The organism is Pontibacter ummariensis, from assembly GCF_900188175.1.
Lineage (GTDB): Bacteria > Bacteroidota > Bacteroidia > Cytophagales > Hymenobacteraceae > Pontibacter > Pontibacter ummariensis.
On record NZ_FZOQ01000001.1, the window covers coordinates 349854 to 373344 of the forward strand.

The 23491-nt window shown below is 52.3% G+C and carries 19 protein-coding genes; 9 read left to right on the plus strand and 10 right to left on the minus strand.

Features of this window, described 5'->3' with window-relative positions; all coding sequences use genetic code 11:
- Positions 1-30 precede the first annotated feature (30 nt).
- Positions 31-885, plus strand: a complete 855-nt coding sequence (locus CHB92_RS01505) for a transglutaminase-like domain-containing protein (RefSeq protein ID WP_089317380.1) — start codon at positions 31-33, stop codon at positions 883-885.
- A gap of 72 nt (positions 886-957) precedes the next feature.
- Here CHB92_RS01505 and CHB92_RS01510 read toward each other — a convergent pair whose 3' ends face one another.
- Both CHB92_RS01510 and CHB92_RS01515 read right to left on the minus strand, forming a co-directional pair.
- Positions 958-1542, minus strand: coding sequence for a thioredoxin family protein (locus CHB92_RS01510; protein ID WP_089317381.1), 585 nt, complete (start codon positions 1540-1542; stop codon positions 958-960).
- A 26-nt stretch (positions 1543-1568) separates the two neighbouring features.
- A complete protein-coding gene (locus CHB92_RS01515) occupies positions 1569-2210 on the minus strand; it encodes a 4'-phosphopantetheinyl transferase family protein (protein WP_089317382.1) in 642 nt (213 codons plus the stop codon).
- 105 nt (positions 2211-2315) lie between these two features.
- On the opposite strand from CHB92_RS01515, the gene CHB92_RS01520 reads away from it, so the two are divergent.
- From CHB92_RS01520 to folB, 3 genes are read left to right on the plus strand one after another with little or no spacing between them, the layout of a single operon-like run.
- The gene (locus CHB92_RS01520; RefSeq protein WP_089317383.1) at positions 2316-3239 is read left to right on the plus strand and encodes a WD40 repeat domain-containing protein; all 924 of its coding nucleotides are present in this window, start codon (positions 2316-2318) and stop codon (positions 3237-3239) included.
- Positions 3240-3241: 2 nt separating this feature from the next.
- Positions 3242-4219, plus strand: a complete 978-nt coding sequence (locus CHB92_RS01525) for a DivIVA domain-containing protein (protein WP_089317384.1) — start codon at positions 3242-3244, stop codon at positions 4217-4219.
- A gap of 6 nt (positions 4220-4225) precedes the next feature.
- The gene (gene folB / locus CHB92_RS01530; protein WP_089317385.1) at positions 4226-4582 is read left to right on the plus strand and encodes a dihydroneopterin aldolase; all 357 of its coding nucleotides are present in this window, start codon (positions 4226-4228) and stop codon (positions 4580-4582) included.
- Between the two features lie 206 nt (positions 4583-4788).
- On the opposite strand, the gene meaB is transcribed toward folB, so the two are convergent.
- The 8 genes from meaB to CHB92_RS01570 form a co-directional block, all read right to left on the minus strand.
- Entirely contained in the window at positions 4789-5769 is a 981-nt protein-coding gene (gene meaB, locus CHB92_RS01535; RefSeq protein WP_089317386.1) for a methylmalonyl Co-A mutase-associated GTPase MeaB, read from the minus strand.
- Positions 5770-5934: 165 nt separating this feature from the next.
- Positions 5935-7056: a YncE family protein gene (locus CHB92_RS01540; RefSeq protein WP_089317387.1), complete on the minus strand. Its 1122-nt coding sequence runs from the start codon at positions 7054-7056 to the stop codon at positions 5935-5937.
- A gap of 207 nt (positions 7057-7263) precedes the next feature.
- Positions 7264-8901: an alpha,alpha-trehalase TreF gene (gene treF / locus CHB92_RS01545; protein WP_089317388.1), complete on the minus strand. Its 1638-nt coding sequence runs from the start codon at positions 8899-8901 to the stop codon at positions 7264-7266.
- 59 nt (positions 8902-8960) lie between these two features.
- A complete protein-coding gene (locus tag CHB92_RS01550; protein ID WP_089317495.1) occupies positions 8961-9356 on the minus strand; it encodes a hypothetical protein in 396 nt (131 codons plus the stop codon).
- A gap of 208 nt (positions 9357-9564) precedes the next feature.
- Positions 9565-11709 carry a methylmalonyl-CoA mutase gene (gene scpA / locus CHB92_RS01555; RefSeq protein ID WP_089317389.1) on the minus strand — a complete coding sequence of 715 codons (2145 nt, stop codon included), beginning with the start codon at positions 11707-11709 and terminating at the stop codon, positions 9565-9567.
- A 65-nt stretch (positions 11710-11774) separates the two neighbouring features.
- Complete coding sequence (locus CHB92_RS01560; RefSeq protein WP_245842242.1) at positions 11775-13625, minus strand: methylmalonyl-CoA mutase family protein; 1851 nt, start codon at positions 13623-13625, stop codon at positions 11775-11777.
- An 87-nt stretch (positions 13626-13712) separates the two neighbouring features.
- The gene (locus CHB92_RS01565; protein ID WP_089317391.1) at positions 13713-14093 is read right to left on the minus strand and encodes a YkvA family protein; all 381 of its coding nucleotides are present in this window, start codon (positions 14091-14093) and stop codon (positions 13713-13715) included.
- Between the two features lie 208 nt (positions 14094-14301).
- Complete coding sequence (locus CHB92_RS01570) at positions 14302-17283, minus strand: glycoside hydrolase family 3 N-terminal domain-containing protein (RefSeq protein WP_089317392.1); 2982 nt, start codon at positions 17281-17283, stop codon at positions 14302-14304.
- 307 nt (positions 17284-17590) lie between these two features.
- Between CHB92_RS01570 and CHB92_RS01575 the strand changes: the two genes are divergently transcribed.
- From CHB92_RS01575 to CHB92_RS01595, 5 genes are all read left to right on the plus strand, one after another.
- Positions 17591-18541 (plus strand): N-acetylmuramoyl-L-alanine amidase, encoded by a 951-nt coding sequence (locus CHB92_RS01575; RefSeq protein WP_089317393.1) that lies wholly within the window; start codon positions 17591-17593, stop codon positions 18539-18541.
- Positions 18542-18552: 11 nt separating this feature from the next.
- A complete protein-coding gene (locus CHB92_RS01580; protein WP_089317496.1) occupies positions 18553-19935 on the plus strand; it encodes a D-alanyl-D-alanine carboxypeptidase in 1383 nt (460 codons plus the stop codon).
- A 75-nt stretch (positions 19936-20010) separates the two neighbouring features.
- Positions 20011-21027 (plus strand): dipeptide epimerase, encoded by a 1017-nt coding sequence (locus CHB92_RS01585; protein ID WP_089317394.1) that lies wholly within the window; start codon positions 20011-20013, stop codon positions 21025-21027.
- The gene (locus CHB92_RS01590; protein ID WP_089317395.1) at positions 21027-22112 is read left to right on the plus strand and encodes an aminotransferase class I/II-fold pyridoxal phosphate-dependent enzyme; all 1086 of its coding nucleotides are present in this window, start codon (positions 21027-21029) and stop codon (positions 22110-22112) included. Before CHB92_RS01585 ends, CHB92_RS01590 begins: the two co-directional genes overlap by 1 nt.
- A 74-nt stretch (positions 22113-22186) precedes the next feature.
- Positions 22187-23446: a DUF819 family protein gene (locus CHB92_RS01595; RefSeq protein WP_089317396.1), complete on the plus strand. Its 1260-nt coding sequence runs from the start codon at positions 22187-22189 to the stop codon at positions 23444-23446.
- The last annotated feature ends 45 nt before the right edge of the window (positions 23447-23491 follow it).

The following is a 23491-nucleotide window of genomic DNA, read 5'->3' on the forward strand; positions in this document are numbered from 1 at the left end:
ACTCCTGATGACAGATATACGAGGAATATCGTGACGAAGAAAGAAATAAAGGCGCTGATCTCTCTTCTGGAGGACGAGGATCGGGAGGTAGCGTCGCATATAGAGCAGAAGATCGTATCGTTAGGGGAGGGAATTATTCCTTTCCTAGAGGAGGAATGGGAAGAAACACTGGATTCTGACCTGCAGAAAAAGATTGAGGACCTGATACACAACCTGCAGTTTGAGGGGCTGATGTCCAGGCTGGTTGCCTGGAAAGAGAATGGCGCAGAGAACTTGCTGGAAGGCATGTGGCTGGTAAACTCTTACCTGTACCCCGACGTGGAGTTCAGCACCATTACGAAGGAAATAGACCAGCTGTACTTTGAGGCCTGGCGGCACATGAAGACGGAGATGCACCCTTATGACCAGGTTAAGTCGCTGAATAACGTGCTTTTCCGGGAGAAGCGCTTCTCGGCTAACACCAAGAACTTCCACTCCCCGGCTAACTCTATGCTGCACCTGGTGCTGGAAAGCAAGCGCGGTAACCCGCTAACCCTTTGCGTTATTTACCTGATCCTGGCGCAACGTCTGGAGATGCCGGTATATGGCGTGAACCTGCCCAACCTGTTTATCCTGACGTACAAGCTGGACGGGCTGCAATTCTACATCAACGTGTATAACAAAGGGCTTATTCTCTCCAAAGCTGATATCGACAACTACATTCTGCAGCTTAACCTTAACCCGATTGATATCTTTTATGAGCCTTGCTCTAATCTGGATATAATAAAACGGGCACTCCGGAACCTGGCTTTCTCTTTTGAGAAAATGGATGATATGGAAAAGTCCACAGAAGTGATAAAGTTGCTGACCGCTATCTCGGATGATGATATCCCGCTGACGCGGTAAGCAATCAAGGAAAACAAATAGGGCGGCTCTTCAGAGCCGCCCTATTTGTTTTCCTTGATTGCTTATGCTTGCTTAATATCTTTTGATCAAGCAACCGGTAGCCCGCTTATCCATGGGGGTAACGGCTTTGTTGGCCAGCATCTCGTCGATCACGTTCTTCAGGTAGTAATTCTTCACGCTGCTCTCTACCTGCGGATTATCGTCTATGGCACCCTTGTATTTAAGGATAAACTCACCGTTGTTATTGTGCAGTACAAATACTTCCGGTGTTTTCGTAGCACCGAACTTTGCGCTTAGTTTCTGCCCCTGGTCTGCCAGGTACGGGAAGCTGTAGTTCTTGGATGCCATTCCCTCCAACGTTTCGCTGCCGTCTCCCAGGCCTGGGTTTATAAAAATAAACTGCACGCCTCTATTGGCGTAATTGCTTGCCAGGGTTACCAGGCGGTTTTCATACAGCTTAGCATAGGGGCAATGGTTATTGGTAAACACCAGCACCACGGTTTTGGCATTAGCAAAATCGCTGAGGGAGGTACTGGCGTTATTGCTGCCCTGTAAAGAGAAGTCCGCTACTTTGTCGCCCAACTGGTAACCGCCGGTTTGGGCAAAAGCGCTGGCCGTGAGTAAGAAAGCTGTGGCAAGAGAAGCTAAATATTTCATATAGCTATAGTTTGTTGTCTTAAGGGTTAAGAGGCGCTGTCGATACAGTAGGTGAGTACGTGCCCTTGTACCGTTTCGTGATGAATCTGGTACAATTTAGAAAAATTTTCCGTGTGCACTTGCCCTTGCAGGATATCTAGGCCTACCAGGGGCTTTACGGAGAGGTTTTCCTTGAGCGCCAGTTGCTTCCGGCTATACATCTTATACAACGTTTCCTTAGCGCTCCAGTACAGGCAGGTTGTCGCTTCTTCGGAGGCGGTATACCCTTTTTCCTCTTCTGTTAAAAACCGGTCGGCTACACGGAGAGCCTTTGGAGATATTTGTTCAATATCTATGCCAACCTCATGCGTATCGGAGAGGATAACAGCGGCAAGTTGCGGGGCATGCGAAATAGAGACAAAGAGATTGTGACCGGGGAAGAAGGGCTTGCCGAGCTCATCCCGGTCGAGCAAAACGGGGGCTTCCGTAAAATGCTGCAGCAGTTGGTATACCAGTACCCTGCTTCCCAGCCATTCCTGCTGCCGCTTGGGGTGCATCTTGCCCATGACCTGCAGGCGAGTGGCTACATGTGAGGGCAAGCGTTGCAGCAGCTCGTCTGGGGGCTCCTGCAACTGCCATAAACCGAGCACGGTATGAGGGGACAGGTGTCGTACGTGAAGCAGTGGCATAGGCAGTTGTTCGGGCTAGGTGGGGTTTTACGGGTAAAGGCAGCGCTTTTAGCTGTGTTTGTTGTAAATTTAGCTAAAATTTAAAATATAGTTGAAGCGTGGCGTATGGCCAGTAAAGTACAAGTACAAAAAGTAGCAACCCTCACCGGTCATCGGGACAGCGTGTACAGCTTGTCTCCCTCGGCAGAAGAGCAGGTGGTGTTGTCCGCTGCCGGCGATGGCATGGTGGTAGCCTGGAATCTGCAGGACCCGGAGAATGGTGAACTGGTGGCACGCGTCACCACCTCCGTCTATGCCTTGTGCTATGTCCCGGACCGCAAGCTGTTGCTGATTGGCCAGAACCAGGAAGGACTGCAGGTGATCGACTTGCAGAGCAAACAGATACGGAAGTCGGTGCCCCTGCCAAAAACAGCTGTTTTCGACATTGCCTATGCCGCAGCGTTGCAGAAAGTGTTTGTCGCGCTGGGAAGCGGTGCTATCTGTGTTCTGGACGGAGAAAACTTCGAACTGCAAACCATTATCCGGAAGACGGACCAAAGTGCCCGTTGCCTGGCCTATAACCAGGCGAGTGGGGAGTTAGCCGTGGGCTACAGCGATAATACCATCCGCATTTTTGACGCGGGCACCCTTCAGCTGAAGCACGAGTTGCAGTCCCACACAAACTCGGTATTTACCGTGGTTTATTCCCCAGACGGAAAGCTGCTGTTATCCGGCGGACGCGATGCGCACCTGCGGGTATGGGAAGTAGAGAAAGACTACCACGAGCGGGGCTATCTGATCGCCCACATGTACACCATCAACCACATCACCTATAGCCCCGACGGAAATTACTTTGCTACCTGTAGCATGGATAAGTCCATTAAAATCTGGGACGCCAGCACCTTTAAATTGCTGAAAGTGATCGACAAAGTACGCAATGCCAGCCACGGTACTTCGGTGAACAAATTATTTTGGTCGGCTCATCAGAATCAGTTAGTTTCGTGTAGTGATGACCGCACCATTTCGGTATGGGATATTAATTTAGGTTAGTTATGAAGATTACACCATTAGAGATCAGGCAAAAAACGTTTGAGAAAGCTTTCAGGGGACTAGACAAGGATGAGGTAAACGCATTTTTGCTGACCCTCTCACAGCAGTGGGAAAAGCTATTGGACGAGAATAAGGATCTGCGCATGAAGCTGGACGCTGCCCACCGGGAAACCCAGAAGTTGCGTGAGGTGGAGTCTTCTTTATACAAAACCCTGAAAACCGCCGAGGACACAGGTAGCAGCATCGTAGAGCAAGCCAATAAGTCGGCTGAGTTGAAGGTGCGCGAAGCCGAATTAAAGGCAGAGCAGGTATTGAACCAGGCACGTAACGAGGCCCGCCAGGTGCTGGAAGAGGCCATGAAGCAGTCTGAGAAAGTGGTAGCCCAAATGCAGCAGGAAGTGAAAGTGCTGGAGCAGGACTACCAGCGCATGGAAAGCTACCTCGATACCATGGTGCGCGACCTGCGGAACCTGGCAAATGAGGCACTGGAAAAAGCGGAAAAGACCTCTGCAAAACCTAAAGCCGGTACAAAGAGTATCCTTTCAAGAGCAGCCGATGTAAAAGTGGAAAGCGGCGAGCTGCTAAAAAGCTTGAAAGATATGACGACAACAACAAACAACCATACAAGCCCTCAGCTACCTGAGCCAACTATTGCCAGCGCTCCTGCTGTGGCGGCAATTAGCCCGGACCCTTTTGGTGATCCTGCGCCAGATGTAACACAGCCGCAGCCAGAGGTACCAAGCCCAGCAGAACCGATGGTGCCTGGCGTTCCCTCACCAGAGATAGAGCAACCAGAGCCGGATTATCCCGGACGCATCCCCGGGCCGGGTATTGAGCAACCAATTCCCGATGTAGAGCCAGTGCAGCCGGACAAGCCAGAAATTCAGCCACCGCTTACAGAGCCGTCGCGTAACAGTTATGCAAACAACGGCGCTGCCGTGAAGCAGGGCAGCGGTTCTTTCTTTGACGAGATAAGCTAAAGGCAGATGGGGCAGATTGCACTGGAAGGCCTGGAGTTTTTCGCCTTCCATGGCTATTACGACGAAGAGCAGAAGATCGGGAATAAGTACGGCATTGATCTGTTCATCAACACAGACTTGCGCCGGGCCGCCGAAAGCGACGACCTGCACGAGACCGTAAACTATGAGGTGCTGTACGACCTGGTGCTGCGGGAAATGAAGGAGCCTGCCCGCCTGTTGGAGCACCTGGGGCACCGCATCATCGATAAGGTGTATGAGAAATTTCCGTTTGTGCAATCTGTGAAGGTGAAAGTGTACAAGTACAACCCGCCACTAGGGGGCATTTGTAAATGGGCAAAGGTTACCTTGGAAGAAGCGAGGTAGTGAACATATATTGTTATAACAAAAGCAGCTGGTTCTGATAGAAGGGCCAGCTGCTTTTGTTTAACGTTACCCCGAACTTAGGAAACTGTTACTATACTCCTGGCTAGCGCAAGCATCCGCTTTTGTCAGGGGCTGAAATTTATAAAGGCAAAACAAAGCACAAGCGGACAATTGCGCCAGGGAAGCGCAGAGAAAACAAGTCCGGCTTATACCAATTTCAACAGCTCAGTGGCGGCGGCGAAAGCTGATTTTTGGCCTCCCTTTACTTCCTCGGCTATATCGGATAGATGTTGTTTTACTTGTGGGTGGGCATAAAAGTGCTCTTCCAGTCCCTGGCGGACGGCCTCATACATCCACTGCAGGTTTTGGTCGCGGCGCTTCTTCTCAAAATAACCGTTGCCCTGGGTGAGCTTCAGGTAATCAGCAATCGTTTTCCAAATGGTATCGAGGCCGCTGTGCTGCAGCGCAGAGCAAATGCTGACCCGGGGTACCCATCCAGAAGCAGATAAAGGGTATAGATGCAAGGCGTTCTGGTATTCGGCTCGGGCTGCTTTAGCCTTGTCAATGTTACTGCTATCAGCCTTCGTGATGGCGATGGCATCGGCCATTTCCATGATACCGCGCTTAATGCCCTGCAATTCATCGCCTGCACCAGCCAGCATCAGCAACAGAAAGAAATCTACCATGGCATGCACCGCTGTTTCCGATTGTCCTACGCCCACCGTTTCCACAAAAATGACATCGAAGCCGGCCGCCTCACACAGGATAATGCTCTCGCGGGTGCTACGGGTAACACCGCCTAAAGACCTGCCTGCCGGAGAAGGACGGATAAAGGCCTGAGGGTTGGTAGAGAGGAGCTCCATGCGTGTTTTATCGCCGAGTATGCTCCCACCGGAACGCTGGCTGGTGGGGTCAATGGCAAGCACCGCCAGTTTCTTTCCTGCTTCCTGGATCAGGTAATTTCCGAAGGCTTCGATAAACGTGCTTTTGCCAACGCCCGGTACACCCGTAATGCCGATGCGTACAGACTTGCCAGCATGAGGTAAGATCCGGTTTATCACCTCTTGTGCCAGTTCCTGGTCAGCAGGCAGGCGGCTCTCCACAAGGGTAATGGTCCGGCTGAGCATGACGCGATCGCCAGCCAGTATGCCTTCTACGTACTTCTCAGGACTAAATCGCTTGGCCAATGGGGTATAGGGGTTAGCTTTGGAACTGTTCTCTCCTACAAAATTAAGACTTATAGGTTGCCATGCTAACTTCTATTATCAGCAGGTAAAATGCATTCGTGCATACAGAAGAGCTCCAGCCCTTGAATCAGGGGTGGAGCTATCCAGGTATTGGGTGTGCTTCTGCTACTGGCCAAGGCCCTGCGGGAAGTTCGGAAGGCCTAAGTCGCTTCGCTGCTTGCCTAGGTGGAAGCCATCATCTACATAATTAACAGCCGCCCCCTTCGCATTCGGATTGTTGATAACGCCCAGGTAGTAGTTATCCTGGCGGGCAACGTAGATCTTACCGTCTGGCCCTAACTGCAGTGCGCCTATTCGTGGGCTTTTGGAGGTGCCAATCACGGTCGCCGACTTGGCGATGGCATCGGCATTGCCCGCCTTTAAATCGAACTGAACAATTTGGGCCTTCCCGCCGCCAGTGCCGTTGGCGGTACCGTATAGCTTGGTGCCATCCGGGGAGAACAGAACACCATAAGCCTCCTCAAAGCCTTTTAGCAGGACAGGGTCAGAAACTTTACCGGTGCTGCGGTCAAAGTTCAGGATCTCAAAGTTACTGTCGGCATCCCACAGCGCAGCGGCCAGCCTCGTGCCATCCGGAGAAGGAACAAGGTAACCGATGGCTTTGCGGTTGGCCCCCCCATGCACCGTCCCGACCATACTCAAAACAGGTCTTACTTCCACACCCTGCTCATTCACCAGAAAGGCCATGTAGCCATTGCTGTTCCAGCGATGGGCAAGCACCCACCAGTCCCGGCCATTGCTGTGGCGCACGGCTGTGAGCTTTTCAGTGGCAGGGGCAATCATAAAGTTATTGCGCGAGACAATATCCCCTTTACCTTCCTGCTTGCCCATGTCCACCACGGAATAGCGCAGCCCATTCGACTGTGCCTGAATATCTGTGGTAAAGATGTAGTAGATGTTATTGCTACCGGGCTTGGGAAGTATAAGTGCTGACTGTGTGGAAGACTTGCCCCCCATCAGGCCATTGCCGTTTGGCATTACCCGGTGGTCCCCGTTCCAGACGGTAATGCCGTTTGTGTAAAGCAGCAGGTTGCCCGCCGCATCAGACATGGTGGCGCTTCCTTCCTCGGTGAACAGCCGGCTGTTGGCGGCAACAGCGCTATCACCTTTAAAGATGATACCAGCACCTTTGCCAAAGTACCAGTTGCTTTTCTCGCCTTGCGCCTGGGCTGCGATACTGCTAAAGGTAAGGAGAACTACTGCCGCTAAGTGTCTTAGTTTGGTCATAGGGTGTACGATTTTTGCTACTAACGGAACTTTTACAAACCTAGTGCCAAGGAGAAGGACGGGAATTTATTTCTGCATAGAAAGGGAGAAGACAGCTAACGGAGAGATACTAATATAACCGGCCTTTGCTCTGGTTTGGTGCAGGTGCAAAAAAAGAGGCGCAACCACATGCGCCTCTGCAATTCCGTTGGGGGATATAATAAGGGGTTATTCCTGCACTTCCAGTTCCAGCTCTTCCAAGGACATGTCGAGCAGTTCGGGGTGCAGGGAAATCAGTTTCAGGAGTACACCATTGGTCCATCCAAAACCGTCCTGGTTCGGGTACTCGCCGCCACCAGCCTCCAAGTCCATGTTTACTACATTATACTTCTCCATCAGCTTGCCGGTATTGTGGAATACCTCCTCGTTCTTCTCTACCCAGCGCTGGGTGATTTCATCGGCTAGTTGGTCGTACTTATAGTTGCGCAGGGCCTGAATACTCATCCACTGCAGGGGAGCCCAACCATTGGGAGCATCCCATTGCTGCCCTGTGCGGTTGAGGGTGGTAACCAGGCCTCCTGGTTTTAGAAAGTCTTCCTCCAGCTTACGGGCTACGGCAGCAGCCTGCTTCTTCTTGGCCATGTTAAAATACAGCGGGAAAACCGAGGCCAGCGTAGGGATGTTCGTTGTTGTGCCTTTTACAAAATTATAATCATAGAAAAAGTCTTCTTCCTCATTCCAGTTATATTTCAGCAGGGCCTTGCGGCGGGCTTTTGCCAGCTTTTTATACCGTTTTGCCTCAGCCTCGTTGCCTTCCAGCGCTGCCATCTCCGCTAAGGTAAGTTCCACGTGATAGAGCAGCGCGTTCAGATCTACCGGGATGAGATCAGTAGTTTGGATAGTGCTCAGGTTTTCTTCGTCAGCAAACCAGCGACTACTAAAGTCCCAGCCAGACTCTGCGGCTGCCCGAATATTACGGTACACGTCCTCTGGCTTTCGTCCCGATGCCTCTGCCAGTTCCACGTCCTCCCGGTACGACTCCGGTCTGGGCTCCGGCTGGTCGTCCCAGTAGCGGTTCAGAATGCTGCCGTCCGGCAGGCGTACCACGCGGCGGTGTGTGGGGTTCGCAGCCGACACCTGCTCGGCTCCGTCCATCCAAAAGGCATATTCCTTGCGCAGGGCAGGGGCGTAGGTTTTAAGTACCTCTTTACCCTTTTGCTGTGCGAGTATCTGGAGCATGAGGGCATAGAAAGGCGGTTGTGAGCGGCTGAGGTAATAGGTCCGGTTGCCATTGGGAATATGGCCCGTCGTGTTGATCAGGTGCGTGAAGTTATCGACCATGCTTTGGATCAGGTCTGTCTCACCGCTTGCCTGCAGGCCGAGCATCGTGAAGAAGCTGTCCCAGTAGTAGATCTCCCGGAAACGCCCTCCCGGTACAATATACTGCTTCGGCAACGGGATCAGCGATCCGCCACCGGCACCGGGGTCCCTAGTAAGCAGGGGCCACAAGCGCTCTACGTGCTGTATTACGGAGAGAGAGGTATCGGTGGTAAAACCGGAGGCAGGCTCTGGAGGCAATTTAAAGTTGGCCGTCACAAAGGCCTTTAATTCAAAGCCAGGCTGGTTTCGCTGTTGCCTGTATGCCTGTAGGATCTCTTGGGGTGGTGCCAGTGGTGTGGCATCCGGAAACGTTTTGGAGTCAGGGAAAATCCGCTGCATCTGTACTTGTTCAAACAGCTCTCCTAAATCCTGTTCCGGCCGGTACAGCTCCTGTGCCCGCAGTGGCTGTATAACGAAGGTAAAAGGTAAAAGTAGCAGAAGGAAAAATGTTAGGGTACTAAAGGTATTTTTGTTCTGTCGCCTCATATAGCATTGCTTTTGGTGTTAACTCACCTATGCAATACGGAAGCCAAGCGACAAGTATACTACCTGTAGGGGAAGCGCACAAACGAAACCTGCCCCATGGCATCCTTTTCGTATTTGGCTACAGTATAATCTTGAAATTCTGCTTCGTAGTTTGTTTCACCGGGGTATACCTGTGTAGGGGCTGGGCCACTCTTCAGAAAGAAAAACACTTTGGTATTACCGTACTTCGTGTGAGGCATGTAATCCCCGTAAGCCTGCATCTGCTGCCACAGGGTATCCTCCACGGTAACGGCATAGACACGGGTAATGGGTCCTGTGTTATTCTCGTTGCGATACATGGCTACTTCCTTGAAGTTCCCATCCAGGTCATCTACGCTGGGTAAAGAAAAGGTGTCATAGATGAACCAGGCGACAAGGGCAATGGAGAGGGCGATAAGGAGGTGTTTTAGTTTCATAAATAGGGTGAAGAAAAAAGCATTAGCGCGTATAAAACCACTTGGAGAACGCAAAGTTTAAGATGTCTCGCTAACTTGGGTGTCAAAGCAGGACTGGAGCCACGCCACTCACCGCTTTTGCTGATTGCATACTGGTGCCAGAAAGCGAAAAGCTACAGCTTATCTGGTTCAGCTATAGCTTTTCGCTTGGTTCTGATTCTTAACTGCGCTACGCCTCCACCTGCTTGATCAGCTTCTCCAGGATATTTTGGGCGGCCACAGAGATGATGGTACCGGGACCGAAGACGCCCACCGCGCCGGCTTTGAACAGGAAGTCATAGTCTTGTGCCGGAATCACACCACCGACAATTACCAGGATGTCTTCCCGGTCTAACTTACGTAGTTCTTCGATCAGTTGCGGGACCAGCGTTTTGTGGCCGGCAGCCAATGAGGATACCCCTACCACGTGCACGTCGTTCTCGGCGGCCTGCATGGCTACTTCGGCAGGTGTCTGGAACAGCGGGCCAATGTCCACGTCAAAGCCGAGGTCGGCGAAGGAGGTGGCAATTACCTTGGAACCGCGGTCGTGCCCGTCCTGCCCCATTTTGGCAACCATGATACGGGGCCTGCGGCCCTCCAGTTCTTCGAACTTGTCGGCCAGCGCTTTGGCCTGCCTGAAATTCTCGTCGTCGGTTAGTTCTGCGGAATACACACCTGATATGGCTCTAATGGTTGCTCTATGTCTGCCGTACACCTTTTCCAGGGCATCGGATATTTCACCTAGCGTGGCTCTTCTGCGCGCTGCCTCTACCGCCAGTTCCAGCAGGTTACCTACGCCAGACTCAGCTGCGTCGGACAGGGCCTGCAGGGCATTCCGTACGCTGCCTTCGTCCCTGCTCGACCTGATACTTGCCAGGCGGCGCAGCTGAGCCTCTCGAACAGCCGTGTTATCAATGTCCAGGATCTCAATTTCCTGCTCCTGTGCCGGCTTATACTTGTTCACCCCGACGATAATGTCCTTGCCGGAGTCGATACGGGCCTGCTTGCGGGCAGCGGCTTCTTCGATGCGCATTTTGGGCAGGCCAGTCTCAATGGCCTTGGCCATCCCGCCTAACTCTTCTACTTCCTGTATCAGTGTCCAGGCTTTGTGCGCAAGCTCATGCGTTAGCGCCTCTACATAGTAGGAGCCTCCCCAGGGGTCTACCACTTTGGTGATGTTCGTTTCCTGTTGCAGGTAGATTTGCGTGTTGCGCGCTATACGTGCCGAGAAGTCAGTAGGCAAGGCAATGGCCTCGTCCAGCGCATTGGTGTGTAAGCTTTGGCTGCCACCCAAGGCGGCAGCCAAGGCCTCTACGCAGGTTCGGGTCACGTTGTTGAACGGGTCCTGCTCCGTTAAGCTCCAGCCCGAGGTCTGGCAGTGTGTGCGCAGCGCCAGCGACTTTGGGTTCTTCGGGTTGAACTGCTTTATCAGCTTGGCCCACAGCATACGGGCGGCGCGCATCTTGGCGATCTCCATAAAGTGGTTCATGCCGATGGCCCAGAAGAAGGAGAGGCGTGGCGCAAAATCGTCAATGTCCATCCCTGCCTTCAAGCCAGTCCGCACATACTCCAGACCGTCTGCCAAAGTGTAGGCCAACTCAATGTCAGCGGTGGCACCAGCCTCCTGCATGTGATAGCCTGAGATAGAGATGGAGTTGAAGCGCGGCATGTTACGAGACGTGAACTCGAAGATGTCGGCGATGATCTTCATGCTCGGTTCCGGCGGGTAGATATAAGTGTTGCGCACCATGAACTCCTTCAGGATGTCGTTCTGGATGGTGCCACTCAGTTGCTCTGGCATTACACCCTGTTCTTCGGCCGCCACAATATAAAAGGCCATGACCGGCAGTACAGCCCCGTTCATCGTCATAGACACCGACATCTGGTCCAGCGGGATCTGGTCAAAGAGGATCTTCATGTCCTCCACCGAGTCGATGGCTACCCCGGCTTTGCCTACATCACCCACTACCCGTGGGTGGTCGGAATCGTAGCCGCGGTGGGTAGCAAGGTCAAAAGCCACAGAAAGGCCTTTCTGCCCGCCTGCCAGGTTGCGACGGTAGAAAGCATTCGATTCCTCCGCTGTAGAGAAACCGGCGTATTGGCGGATGGTCCACGGCTTTTGCACATACATGGTGCTGTAGGGGCCCCGCAGGTAAGGAGGCAAGCCAGCCGCAAAATCCAGGTGCTCGAAGTTCCAGGCATCCGCGGCGGTGTAAAAGCTTTTTACTTTTATCTGTTCCGGTGTCTTCCACACCTTCGCATCCGCAGGGGCTTTGGGGCCCTTGTCTGCCGCGGCTACTTTGTTTATGTCTATTTTAGAAAAGTCAGGCTTCATAATTTAACTTTGAATGGCTGAATGATAAAATAACTGAATCAGGATAAAGGACGAAAGTGCTATATTCAGTTATTGTTGCCCCTTTCCTCCTGTGTCAGTCGTTTATGCACAAGCTTAAGCAGCGCATTAACATCGCAGTCCTCGAACAGGAATTCGTCATAGCCATGCGTGATCATTTCCTCCTTCAGGTCTTGCGGGTCTTCAGCCAGGATAATCGTCGGCTTGCCTTCGTGGTGACGCAGCTTGGGAGCAAACTCTTTGACATAGGCTCCCTCCGAGGCAGACACCACGACTACTTCTGCAGCGGCATGGGTTAACCTGTCTGCGGCAGTAGCGGCAGACTCATACTGCTGCACCTCTGTTTCGAAACCGGCACAGCTGAAAAACTCCTGTGCAAAGGTGGTCTGTACCTGGCGTTGGGTTGCATCGCCAATAATGGCCACTACCGCGCGTGGGCGACGCTGGCGCTTCCGCAGATGTAACTCTGTGGCCATGCGCATTACCTCGGTTGGGTAAGCAGCACGGGTGGTATTAAAGGAAGAGCTCTGAATCAGTTCTTCCGGGTCAAAGTCCAGCTGCTCGTTAGGGTTCGGGTACTTGTTGGTGCCTACCAGCACATCCTTGCCGGTAGCTACGTTCTTGAACTTCCTGCGGCTCACCTCTGTAATTGAGCTTAGGATAAAGCCACTCGCATAGGCCTTTTCAAATCCACCTTTCGCTTCCACTTCTTTAAACAGGGCCCATGCCTTCTGCGCCAGCTCGTTTGTCAGCGATTCCAGGTAATAGGAACCGGCAGCCGGGTCAATGGCTTTGTCAAGGTAGGCTTCTTCTTTCAGAATAACGGATACATTGCGGGCGATGCGTTCTGAGAATTCATCAGATGGCCGGAAGGTGTTATCAAAAGGGGCAACAGAGAGCGAGTCGCAACCGGCAATAGCTGCTGCCATGGCCTCTGTGGTAGCCCGCAGCATGTTCACGTAAGGGTCCAGCGTAGTTTCATACCAACTGGACGTCGTGCTGTGGATGCGCAACCACGCGGCTAGCTCTGGCTCTGCCTGATACGCCTCTACAATAGTAGCCCAGAGGAGGCGGATGGCCCGCAGCTTAACGATTTCGAAGAAGTAATTGGTGCCGGAGGCCATGTAAAACTGCATGTTGCGCAGCACAGACTCCAACTGCTCCCCAGCTGTAGTCAACCTGTCTGCATAAGCCACAGCTGCGCTCAGTGTATAAGCTACTTCCTGTACAACAGAAGCCCCAATACTGCTGAAGTTGGTGCCGCATACTGTAATGCCGCAAAACGCGGAGCTGTCCTTCGTGAGGTCCAGGAGGCTTGCAACAGCCTTGTTCTCTTCCTTGGTAAGGGCACCTTTGCCCGTCATGGGATCGTAGTTCAGGAAGCCTTTCAGGTTACGGTGTGATGCCTGTTGGGCTTTTAGCTTGTCGTACAACTGCTTTAGGAAAATGTCCGGCTTTTCCTGTAGCGTATAACTGGTCGGGTAGTTTTTTAGGTTTACCTCGCGGACAAGATAGCTGAGGTCAAAAAGATCGACATCCTCTATCACGAAATGAATTCCATCTGCCCCTCTTTTTAGGGCGTCAGTGGCTTTCTCGACGGCATCGTGCCCTTTACCAACTGCCTTAATGCGCTGTACATTCAGCCAACTGTTATTACCTGTTTTCCGGCCTCTTAAAAAAGGAAAGTTGCCCGGCTGTTGCTGTGTGAAGGGAAGGTTGGTAATGTCCTGCCTTATGTAATAAGGCTTTACGTCAATGCCTTCGTAGGTATGCCACGTCAGTTGTTCGAGCGGAGTATCGCGCAGGTCTTTGCGTGCTTTCTGCTCCCATTCAGAGCCGGAGGCAGGGCTGAATTCTGCAAACAGGCGCTGTTGGTTTTGCTGCTCGTCTGTCATCATGCGTTTGTTCTGGTTTCATGTAAAGATAGAGTTTTTAAAGCTTACGATGTAAGCATGGGCAAGGGAGACATCTGCTAAGCTTAATATTTAGTCAATACGGTCCATGTATGCCTGGTACACCCAATACCCAACCATCAGCCAAATAATAACGATAAACGCAGCCATCACATAGTTTGGCTTACGCTTACGTAATTGTTCTCTGGCTTTTTGGCGGTAAAGGCGTAAGACTGGCTCCGGAATAAGTTTGAGCGACAGCCAGATGCCCAGGGGGAGCAGCACCAGGTCATCGAGATAGCCCAGCAACGGAATAAAGTCCGGGATCAGATCGATGGGGCTGAAGGCATAGGCGACCGTTATCACTATGACCACCTTGGCTGCAAAAGGTACACGGGGATCCTTAGAGGCAAGGTACAGCGCATAGATGTCCTCTTTTAGTTTTCGAGCCGTCTCTTTCCATTTCCGAAGCATAGTTTCTTCTACGGAAGAAGGGGAGGGGAAGTAGGGGAGGGACAGGAGCCTTTAAACAGGGCATGTATCTTCATTGTGCAGGAAAATGCCGGCTTGGTGGAAGTAAGGGTGCTCCTTTAATTGGTGACATAACTTATGCTATCTGAGCAACGGACCTAAAAAAGGCGCTGTTAAACAGCGCCTTTTTGTGAATCGTGGTTAAGTTCTCTTAAAGCGGCCCATTCTCTTTTGCTTTCTCCATGGCCTCATACACTACCTGCAGCACGTTCGTACGGGTGTTAAGCTTGCTGAGCTTGTTATTCTCACGCGTAGGATTCACTCGGTTTGAGAGAAAAACATAAACCAAGTTATTCGTCGGGTCGACCCAAGTGTAGGTACCGGTAAAGCCGGAGTGGCCAAAGCTTTCGGCAGGAGCGCTTGGCGCGGAATTACTGTTCTGAGCGCCCGGCTTAGACGGCCGGTCGAAGCCGATGGCGCGGTAGTTGCCCTGGTCACAGTGCTGGCACTTACTGAACTGATGCACGGTATTACCCGCGATATAAAGCTGATTGGCGTAGGTGCCATCATTCAGGTACATTTGCATGAGCTTCGCCAGGTCATTTGCATTGCCAAACAAACCAGCATGCCCGCTTATACCGCCCAGCATGGCCGCGCCTTCGTCATGAACGGTGCCATGTAGCAGTTGCTTGCGGAAATGAGGTTCATGCTCCGTGGGCACAACGCGGGAAAGCGGGTAACGCTTGTAAGGGTTAAAGGTAAGGGTGGTGGCCCCGATCGGCCTGTAGATTTTCTCCTGCAGATAGCTTTCGAAGTCCTGGCCAGTGATGTTGCGCACAACAAGCGGGGCCAGGATGAAGGACAAGTCGCTGTACACGTAGCTTGGCTTTTCGTTTAGTGGAGACTCGGCAATCTGCTTGTAAATTTTGCAGGCATACTTGCGGTGGATGTAGAGGTTGTCCGCCACTTTGATAGGGAAGCGGGCGGAAGAGTCGGCCTTGAAGGTACGCCACTTAAACTTCCCATTCTTGCGGACCGTCTCTTTCCAAAAAGGGATCCAGGCTTTCAGGCGAGCCTGGTGGGTGAGGATATCCCGGTAGTTCAGGTGCTCTTTGTTGGTGCCTTCCATCATGGGCAGGTACTCGCCCAGGGTTTTGTCTACATCAAAACGGCCTTCGCCTGCCAGCTTCATAAAGGCAGCCAGCGAGGTACTGATCTTGGTAACTGAGGCCAGGTCGTAGAGGTCAGTGTTCTGTACCGGCACTTGCGCATCGTAGGTATGGTTGCCGAAAGACTTATAGTAGATTACCTTGCCGTCTTTGGCTACTAGTACCTGTGCCCCTGGCGTGGCCTTTTCCGCAATCGCCTGCGCTATGAGCGAGTCAATGCCCCTCAAATCCTGCGTTTTAAGCCCTACTGCCTCTGGTACCGAGTAGGCCAGGCGCAAACCGCCATGTGTGACTAAGCCATCGCCTATCTTGAACGCATTGCTCACCGTAACCGGTAGCTTCCCTTTCGCACTAAGGCCGCCAAAGATTATCTGGGAGGCTACGTCCTGCGTCAGGTCTGTTTCCTGGTAAGCAGCAATAACGGCATCTGCTTTATCAATGCCTTGGAACTCAGCCAGGCTGTATACATTGCCAAACACACTTACAATAGTAGGCTTGGAGCGGATAAGGTCCTTGATAAAGAGGTTCATCTCCGGCGTTATGCCAAAGGAGGCGCTGCCAGCCTTCAGCTGCAGCTTGTGTACGCCAGCAATCACCAGGTTGTAGCCCTGCAGTTGCTCTTTTAGTTGAAACAGCTCGGCAATGGAAGCATTGGCAGGCAGGTAAAAGTTATCGACTTGGGTATAGCGGGCCAGGTCCTGCTGAAAGGCTGTTTCCTCCTTTGTGCCGATTGCCAGGGCCGCTACCCGTAATGTGTCTAATGTGCGGATGGGCAGTATTTGGTCTTTATTGCGTAGCAGGGTTAGTGAGGCTTCCACCAACTGGCGATTAAGGTAGGCGGCATGCGGGTTATTCAGGTCCTCTACCAGGTGTTCCGTCTCAATGGGCTGCCATTGGTCCAGGCCCACCCATTGTTTGGCAGCCAGTACCTTACGGGCCCGGGCATCTATCTCCTCCTGGGTGATCTCCCCATTTTGTATTGCTTTCTTTACCTCCTCGATGGTGGTCTTCACATCCATCGTGTTCAGCAGGATATCATTCCCGGCCAGCAGCGCTTTCACGTCCACAATGCCCGGCGGGTAAAACTTAGCCACTCCCTGCATGTTCAGTGCGTCCGTAAACACCAGCCCTTTGAAGCCAAGCTCCTTTTTGAGCAGGTCTTCCACGATAGGCTTGGATAAGGTAGAGGCAAGATTCGGCGTATTATCCAGCACAGGGATATTCATGTGGGCCACCATCACACTTCCCAGCCCCCTGTCCATTAGCTCTCTGAAGGGGTAGAGTTCTGTAGAGTCGAGGCGAATGCGGGAGAAGTCGATTAGCGGCAAGCCCAGGTGCGAGTCAACGTTCGTATCGCCGTGGCCGGGGAAGTGTTTGGCGCTCGCCAGCACATGCTGGTCCTGCATACCCCGCATGTAAGCCAGTGATTTGCGGCTTACGTTGTACTTGTTTTCTCCAAAGGAGCGGAAGCCAATAACGGGGTTGTTCGCGTTGTTGTTAATGTCTACGGTAGGGGCAAAGTTTACGTGTACCCCCAGGCGCTTGCACTGGCGGGCTATCTCGGCGCCCATCTCGTAAATCAGCGCTTCATTTTCGATGCCACCTATCGCCATTTGATAAGGAAAGCGCACGGTGCTGTCCAGGCGCATGGCCAGGCCCCACTCTCCGTCGATGGATACCAGCAGGGGTACTTTGCTCTCCCGTTGATAGCGGTTGGTCATCTTTGCCTGCCGTACAGGGCCTCCCTGGAAAAAGATCAAACCACCCACTTTGTAGGTCCGGATCAGGTGACTGATCGAGTCGATGTGCGCCTGGTCCTTGTTGGAGTAGACGGGAATCATGATCAGCTGCGCAATCCGCTCCTCCGGTGTTAGCGTGCTGAATACCGAATCTACCCATTGCTGGTTCGCATTCAGGAAGGGTGGATCTGTAGCAGGATGAAAGGCTTCTGCAGGCTTAGTTGTTGGCTGGTGCCGTTTGGCTTTACCACCCTGTGCCTGCAGGTTGCTGATACTAAATGACATCAGAAGGCTGAACGCGAGGAAGAAGAGGCAATATCTTTTCAAAACAGTCAAGGGTTTGGAAGTAGCAGATAAAGGGTAAGTTAAAAGAAACAGAATATATATCTTTTTATATGCAGGATATTTTTGAATACATGCAAATAAATGCAATATTGTTAAGGCAACCAGAACTACAATAAAAGTAACACTTTATTTTGTGTCTCGCGCTGTTCAGCAACTGCTTTTCAGTGAAGGGGACACGCCTGGTGATCCTCCTGTGGTCTCTGTAGTACAGGGACTTACCGTGTCTTTTAGTCGAAACGTTATTTTCATGAAACGCCTCACTGCTTCTTTTCTTTTACTGACTGGCCTGCTGGCAGCCTCCTGCTCTTCTAACCCCTATGCCTCTACCAACAGGGTGTATAAGAAGCAGGTAAAAGCCTATGCCCGTTCTTTAAAAACACTGCCAGCAAATGGAAAGGGAGAAGAGACAGCACAGCCGGGAGATTATTGGGTAGGCACCACCAACTTTAACATGCGGAAACCGAACTTTGTGATCATTCACCACACGGCGCAGCATTCTACGGGGCAGACCTTAAAGACCTTTACGGAACGCAGAACCCAGGTAAGCGCCCATTACGTGATTGGGCGGGATGGGAAGGTTTACCACATGCTAAGCGATTACCTGCGGGCCTGGCACGGGGGCGCAGGTAAGTGGGGAAACAACACCGACTTAAACTCCTCTTCCATCGGCATAGAGCTGGACAACAACGGAAACGAGCCTTTCTCTGAGGCACAGATAGCAAGCTTGCTGAAGGTCCTGGCCAAGTTAAAAAAGGACCATGGCATCCCAACGGCTAACTTTATCGGGCATGCGGACATTGCGCCCGAGCGTAAAGTAGACCCGAACCCTACCTTCCCCTGGAAAAAGCTGGCGGAGAATGGCTTTGGCCTGTGGTATGATGAAGAGGCGTTGCTGGATAGCGCTGTGGCTTCCAATACAGCTTTTACCCCTGACAGCACGGTATCTACGGCAAATCTTACTATATTAGACAGTACGCTTGTTTCCGGTGTCGTTTCTCCGGATAGCCTTTTCGTTCCTGTTCCTGTGCCTGATCCCATTAAGCCGCAGGAAGCCTTGCGCATTATCGGGTACGACACGCGAAACATGGGGGCAGCTATCCGGGCGTTTAAGCTGCATTTTGTACAGAGCGACACCAGCACCACCTTAACGGCGCGAGACAAGAAAATCCTGTTTAACCTGTATAAGAAATACCTGTAACCTTGCTGAAGATGCGATTAGATGCGCTTGGCAGTAGCCTGATCCGAAAGAGTAACTTCTCATGCTTGCTGCTAAGCCTGGGCCTCTTACTGGTCCTGGGCTGCAGTACACAGCGCCAGGGTTTGGTTGCCACCTCTGCTACCAAGCCCACTCCATTTGGCCCTGCCGACATCGAGCGTAGTGTACAGGCATCGGAAACCTTGCCGCAGCGATTTGTCGGCTTTGCCCTGTATGACCCTGAACTGGGGAAAATGGTCGTGGCGCATAATGCCGATAAGTATTTTGTGCCGGCCTCCAATACCAAACTCTTCACGTTTTATGCCTGCCTCAAAATGCTGGGCGACTCTATCCCGGCTTTGAAGTATGCTGTGCAGGGTGACTCGCTGCTGTTCTGGGGGACTGGCGACCCTACTTTTACCCACATGGACCTGAAGAACTCTTTGGCCTATGATTTCCTGAAGAACAGGCCGGAGAAGCTTTATTATATCGAGGCCCCTTTTGCCAGTACTCCTTTTGCTAAGAACTGGGGCTGGGACGATTATAACTACTATTATCAGCCAGAGCGGAGCGTCTTTCCGGTACACGGCAACATCATCAAGTTTACGCGCCGGCAGGAAGCGCCTTTTAAAACCACGCCTGCTTATTTTAAGCCATTGGTAAAAACAGATACAACGGCCTCCGACCAAAAGCAGGCTTTTGTGCGGGAGTGGCGATCGAACAAGCTTGCTTTCTACCCCAAATACGCCAAAGGAGGCTTTGCCGTGGAGGTGCCTTTTATTACCTCTCCTGAAAACACAGTTGCCCTGTTGGCCGATACCCTGAAGCGGCCTGTGCAGCTGCTAAAAAGAGCGGTGCCAAAAGAGGCGGCTGTTTTCTATGGCCTGCCAGCTGACACCGTTTACAAGCGCATGTTGCAGGTGAGCGACAACCTGCTAGCCGAGCAGCTGATGGCTTTGTGTTCCGGCACGATCTCCGATACCCTGTCGGTGGAGGAGGGGATACGCTACGCCACAGCGCATTATTTAGCAGACCTGCCGGATAAGCCCGTGTGGGTGGACGGTTCAGGCCTGTCTACCATGAACATGTTTACGCCGCGCAGCATCATAGCCCTGTTGCAGAAATTGTTGCAGGAACGGCCGGCAGAAGAGTTATTTCCATTAATGGCTGCTGGCGGCCGGCCGGGTACCTTCCGGAGCATTTACAAGGCCGAGGTGCCCTACGTATTCGGTAAGTCGGGCACCCTTTCGCACGTGCATAACCAGAGTGGTTACCTGATCACCAAAAGTGGTAAACTCTTGCTCTTTAGTTTCATGAACAATAACTACGGTGCTTCGACCTCGGACATTCGCAACGAGATGGTGCGCATCATGACGGAGGTGCATGAAAAGTACTAAGCAAATGACGCGTTCTTCCAACAAGTGGAGGACAACAATGAACTAAGATCTAAACGATAGCTAACCAACTAAACTATGTTAAAACTGACCATCCGCTCCTTTAACCTACCCTTGCGGCATACCTTCACCATCTCCTACGACTCGCGCGATGTGCAGGAGACCCTGATTGTGGAATTGCAACATGGGGAGCACAAAGGCTACGGCGAAGCGACCAGCAATCCATACTATGGCTTTACCATCGAGAACATGACCAATGCCCTGGAAAGTATCCGGGAACAGATCGAGGGAGCCGAGCTGAACAGCCCGGAGGCGTTCTGGGGGCAGATGCAACCCTTGCTAGCCGATAATCCTTTCGCCCTTTGTGCCCTGGACATGGCTGCCAACGACCTGTACGGCAAAATGAAGGGACAGCCCCTGTACCGGATGTGGGGTTTGGAGACCGACCGGATGCCGTTAACAGACTATACCATCGGCATCGATACGGTGGAGAACATGGTGAAAAAGCTGAAAGAGTGCCCATGGCCTATCTACAAGATCAAGCTGGGCACGCCAGATGATGTGCGTATCGTGCAGGAGCTGCGGCGCCATACAGATGCGGTATTCCGTGTGGATGCCAACTGTGCCTGGGGTGTAGAGCAGACCATTGAGAACGCACGGCAGCTAAAGCCCCTGGGAGTGGAGTTTATTGAGCAACCCATGCGGGCTACAGACATGGACGGCATGAAGCAAGTTTATGAGAGAGCTGTGCTGCCGTTGATCGCGGATGAAAGCTGCATTACAGAAGGAGACGTGGCGAAGTGCCACGGACATTTCCACGGGGTAAATATCAAGCTGGTGAAGTGCGGTGGCCTGACACCTGCCCGCCGTATGATTGCCGAGGCCAAAAAGTTAGGCATGAAAGTGATGGTAGGCTGCATGACGGAGTCTACTGTCGGTATCTCAGCTATCGCGCAACTGCTGCCGCTACTGGATTATGTCGACATGGACGGCGCGCTGCTGCTCAGCAAGGACATCGCGACAGGTGTGACCATAGACTATGGCAGAGTTAGCTACAGCACCCTGAACGGAACCGGAACCGAACTGATTGCCTGATGCCTGGTGCCGGCAGCCTTTATACTGACCATTTACCGGGCCGTACCCTGAACCTACAGGGGGAGGAGTACCTCTATTGCAGTGGTACTTCCTACCTCGGCATTGCCGTGAATGAGGAGTTCAGGTCCTGTTTGATGGAGGGCATGGCACGCTACGGGACGAACTATTCCAGCTCCCGCAACTCTAACTTGCAACTGCAGGTGTACGAGGAGGCTGAAAGCTATTTAGCCGCTTACACCGGCGCAGAAATGGCCCTGACCATGTCTTCCGGCTACTTGGCCGGACAGGCACTGGTACAGGTGTTGCAGGGCGAGGGGGCTTTTTTTTATGCACCCGGTACCCATCCGGCCGTGTGGCAAAGTACAGCAGAGGTACCTGGTACAGAACAAAGCTTTGAAGATTGGGTAGCCTGCTTGATACAAGCCTTACCTGATTTGCCGGAGCAGCACGTCTTCCTGGTCTGTAATTCCCTTGACCCGCTACAAGCCAAGGCCTACGCTTTTGATTGGCTCAGCGCCTTACCGAAAGAGAAACAGGTCACCCTCATTGTGGATGACTCGCATGGATTGGGCGTTACCGGAAAGGATGGGGCGGGTATTTGCAGGGACTTAAGCCGTTATGCCAATATCCGGCCTGTCGTTGTAAGCTCACTCGGGAAAGCGCTGGGTGTACCCGCAGGTGTTATTCTGGGAGAGAAGCAGCTTTTGGAACGCGTGAAGACGAGCTCCTTCTTTGGAGGGGCCTCTCCTGCAGTGCCTGCTTACTTGTACGCCTTTCTCTGTTGCGGGAAAGTTTACCAGGAGGCCCGGCAGAAGCTGTACGCCAACATTGCCTGCTTTCTGCAGCACCTGCGTTATCCGGATAGCTTTCGCGCTATTCGGCATTACCCTGTGTTTAGCACGCAGCAAGAAGAGTTGTGCCCGTTCCTGCTGGACAATAAAGTGCTTATCTCCAGCTTCCGCTATCCCACACCTGCTGATGCTCCCATTACCCGGGTCATTCTGAACAGCCAGCATACCCTGCAGGATGTACAGCATCTGGCGCAACTTATTAATAAGTTTGAACAGGTGCCGGAAGCTGGCTAGCTATATATCATAAAAGGCCGCTGAGGGCCATTTTTAACTTAAATTTTAGATCAGGCCTACGGGCTAAAACACACATGGAGGAAATCTCTGCAGACGCACCCTTAATTACCAACGATGCCGTGGTGCTGGGCATACTGGTCATCATCCTGGCCTTCGTTTTCAAAACAGCATCCAGCGAAAGGCCCCTTTTTAAGAAGTTCTACGGCGTAGTCCCTTCGATCCTGCTTTGCTACCTTATTCCCAGTCTTCTGAACTCGTTTGGTATCATCTCCGGTGAGGAGTCTAACCTTTACTTCGTGGCTTCCCGGTACCTGCTGCCAGCTAGTTTGGTGCTGTTCACTGTCAGCCTCGACTTAAAGGAGATCTGGAAGCTACGGCACAAAGCAGGACTCATGTTCATCACCGGCACCATCGGTATCTTGATCGGCGGCCCTTTGGCCATTCTGATCGTCTCTACCTTCGCTCCGGATATTGTAGGAGGCCAGGGACCTGACGCTGTGTGGCGTGGCATGACGACCATTGCCGGCAGTTGGATCGGGGGTGGTGCCAACCAGTTGGCCATGTTCGAGGTCTTCCAGCCTGATCCGAATCTTTTTTCCGCCATGATTGCCGTGGACGTAATTGTGGCCAACGTCTGGATGGCCTTGCTACTGTATGGTGCCGGCAAGTCAGACCAGCTGGATAAGTTCTTTAACGCCGATAGCACCGCGGTCAACAATCTTAAAGATAAGGTAGAGAAGTACAGGCTGAACATCATGCGCCTGCCTACCATGGCCGATACCATGACTGTTGTGGGGGTAGGCCTGGGGGTAACGGGTGTCTCACACTTCTTTTCAGACATGATTGCCCCCTGGATCGCCGAGAATGCTCCTTACCTGGAGCGCTTCAGCCTGACCTCCGATTTCTTTTGGCTGGTGGTAATTGCCACTATTTTCGGCATTTCCCTTTCCTTCACCAGAGCACGGGAATTAGAGGGGGTAGGAGCCTCCCGCATAGGCAGCGTATTCCTCTACATCCTGGTGGCTACCATTGGCATGCAGATGGATGTGAGCGCCATTTTTAGTCAGCCTGGCCTGTTTTTGGTAGGCTTTATTTGGATCATTATTCACATGCTGTTGTTAGTGATAGTGGCGAAGTGGATAAAAGCCCCGTTCTTTTTCCTGGCCGTGGGTAGCGAGGCCAATGTAGGAGGGGCAGCCTCCGCGCCAATCATTGCCAGCGCTTTTCACCCGGCCCTGGCGCCTGTAGGTGTTCTGCTGGCCATTTTCGGCTATGCCATCGGTACCTATACCGCTTATATCTGTGGTATCCTGATGCAGCTGGTGGCCCCGTAGTGGTACCGCTCGCACCGCTTGATTAGTTAATGAAACGTTAGAACC

What these genes read in the sequence shown, in the direction of transcription:
- CHB92_RS01510 (WP_089317381.1), bottom strand. Translation starts at nt 1,542, where the DNA reads ATGAAATATTTAGCTTCTCTTGCCACAGCTTTCTTACTCACGGCCAGC.
- CHB92_RS01515 (WP_089317382.1), bottom strand. Translation starts at nt 2,210, where the DNA reads ATGCCACTGCTTCACGTACGACACCTGTCCCCTCATACCGTGCTCGGT.
- CHB92_RS01520 (WP_089317383.1), top strand. Translation starts at nt 2,316, where the DNA reads ATGGCCAGTAAAGTACAAGTACAAAAAGTAGCAACCCTCACCGGTCAT.
- CHB92_RS01525 (WP_089317384.1), top strand. Translation starts at nt 3,242, where the DNA reads ATGAAGATTACACCATTAGAGATCAGGCAAAAAACGTTTGAGAAAGCT.
- folB (WP_089317385.1), top strand. Translation starts at nt 4,226, where the DNA reads ATGGGGCAGATTGCACTGGAAGGCCTGGAGTTTTTCGCCTTCCATGGC.
- CHB92_RS01540 (WP_089317387.1), bottom strand. Translation starts at nt 7,056, where the DNA reads ATGACCAAACTAAGACACTTAGCGGCAGTAGTTCTCCTTACCTTTAGC.
- treF (WP_089317388.1), bottom strand. Translation starts at nt 8,901, where the DNA reads ATGAGGCGACAGAACAAAAATACCTTTAGTACCCTAACATTTTTCCTT.
- CHB92_RS01550 (WP_089317495.1), bottom strand. Translation starts at nt 9,356, where the DNA reads ATGAAACTAAAACACCTCCTTATCGCCCTCTCCATTGCCCTTGTCGCC.
- scpA (WP_089317389.1), bottom strand. Translation starts at nt 11,709, where the DNA reads ATGAAGCCTGACTTTTCTAAAATAGACATAAACAAAGTAGCCGCGGCA.
- CHB92_RS01560 (WP_245842242.1), bottom strand. Translation starts at nt 13,625, where the DNA reads ATGATGACAGACGAGCAGCAAAACCAACAGCGCCTGTTTGCAGAATTC.
- CHB92_RS01565 (WP_089317391.1), bottom strand. Translation starts at nt 14,093, where the DNA reads ATGCTTCGGAAATGGAAAGAGACGGCTCGAAAACTAAAAGAGGACATC.
- CHB92_RS01570 (WP_089317392.1), bottom strand. Translation starts at nt 17,283, where the DNA reads ATGTCATTTAGTATCAGCAACCTGCAGGCACAGGGTGGTAAAGCCAAA.
- CHB92_RS01575 (WP_089317393.1), top strand. Translation starts at nt 17,591, where the DNA reads ATGAAACGCCTCACTGCTTCTTTTCTTTTACTGACTGGCCTGCTGGCA.
- CHB92_RS01580 (WP_089317496.1), top strand. Translation starts at nt 18,553, where the DNA reads ATGCGATTAGATGCGCTTGGCAGTAGCCTGATCCGAAAGAGTAACTTC.
- CHB92_RS01585 (WP_089317394.1), top strand. Translation starts at nt 20,011, where the DNA reads ATGTTAAAACTGACCATCCGCTCCTTTAACCTACCCTTGCGGCATACC.
- CHB92_RS01590 (WP_089317395.1), top strand. Translation starts at nt 21,027, where the DNA reads ATGCCTGGTGCCGGCAGCCTTTATACTGACCATTTACCGGGCCGTACC.
- CHB92_RS01595 (WP_089317396.1), top strand. Translation starts at nt 22,187, where the DNA reads ATGGAGGAAATCTCTGCAGACGCACCCTTAATTACCAACGATGCCGTG.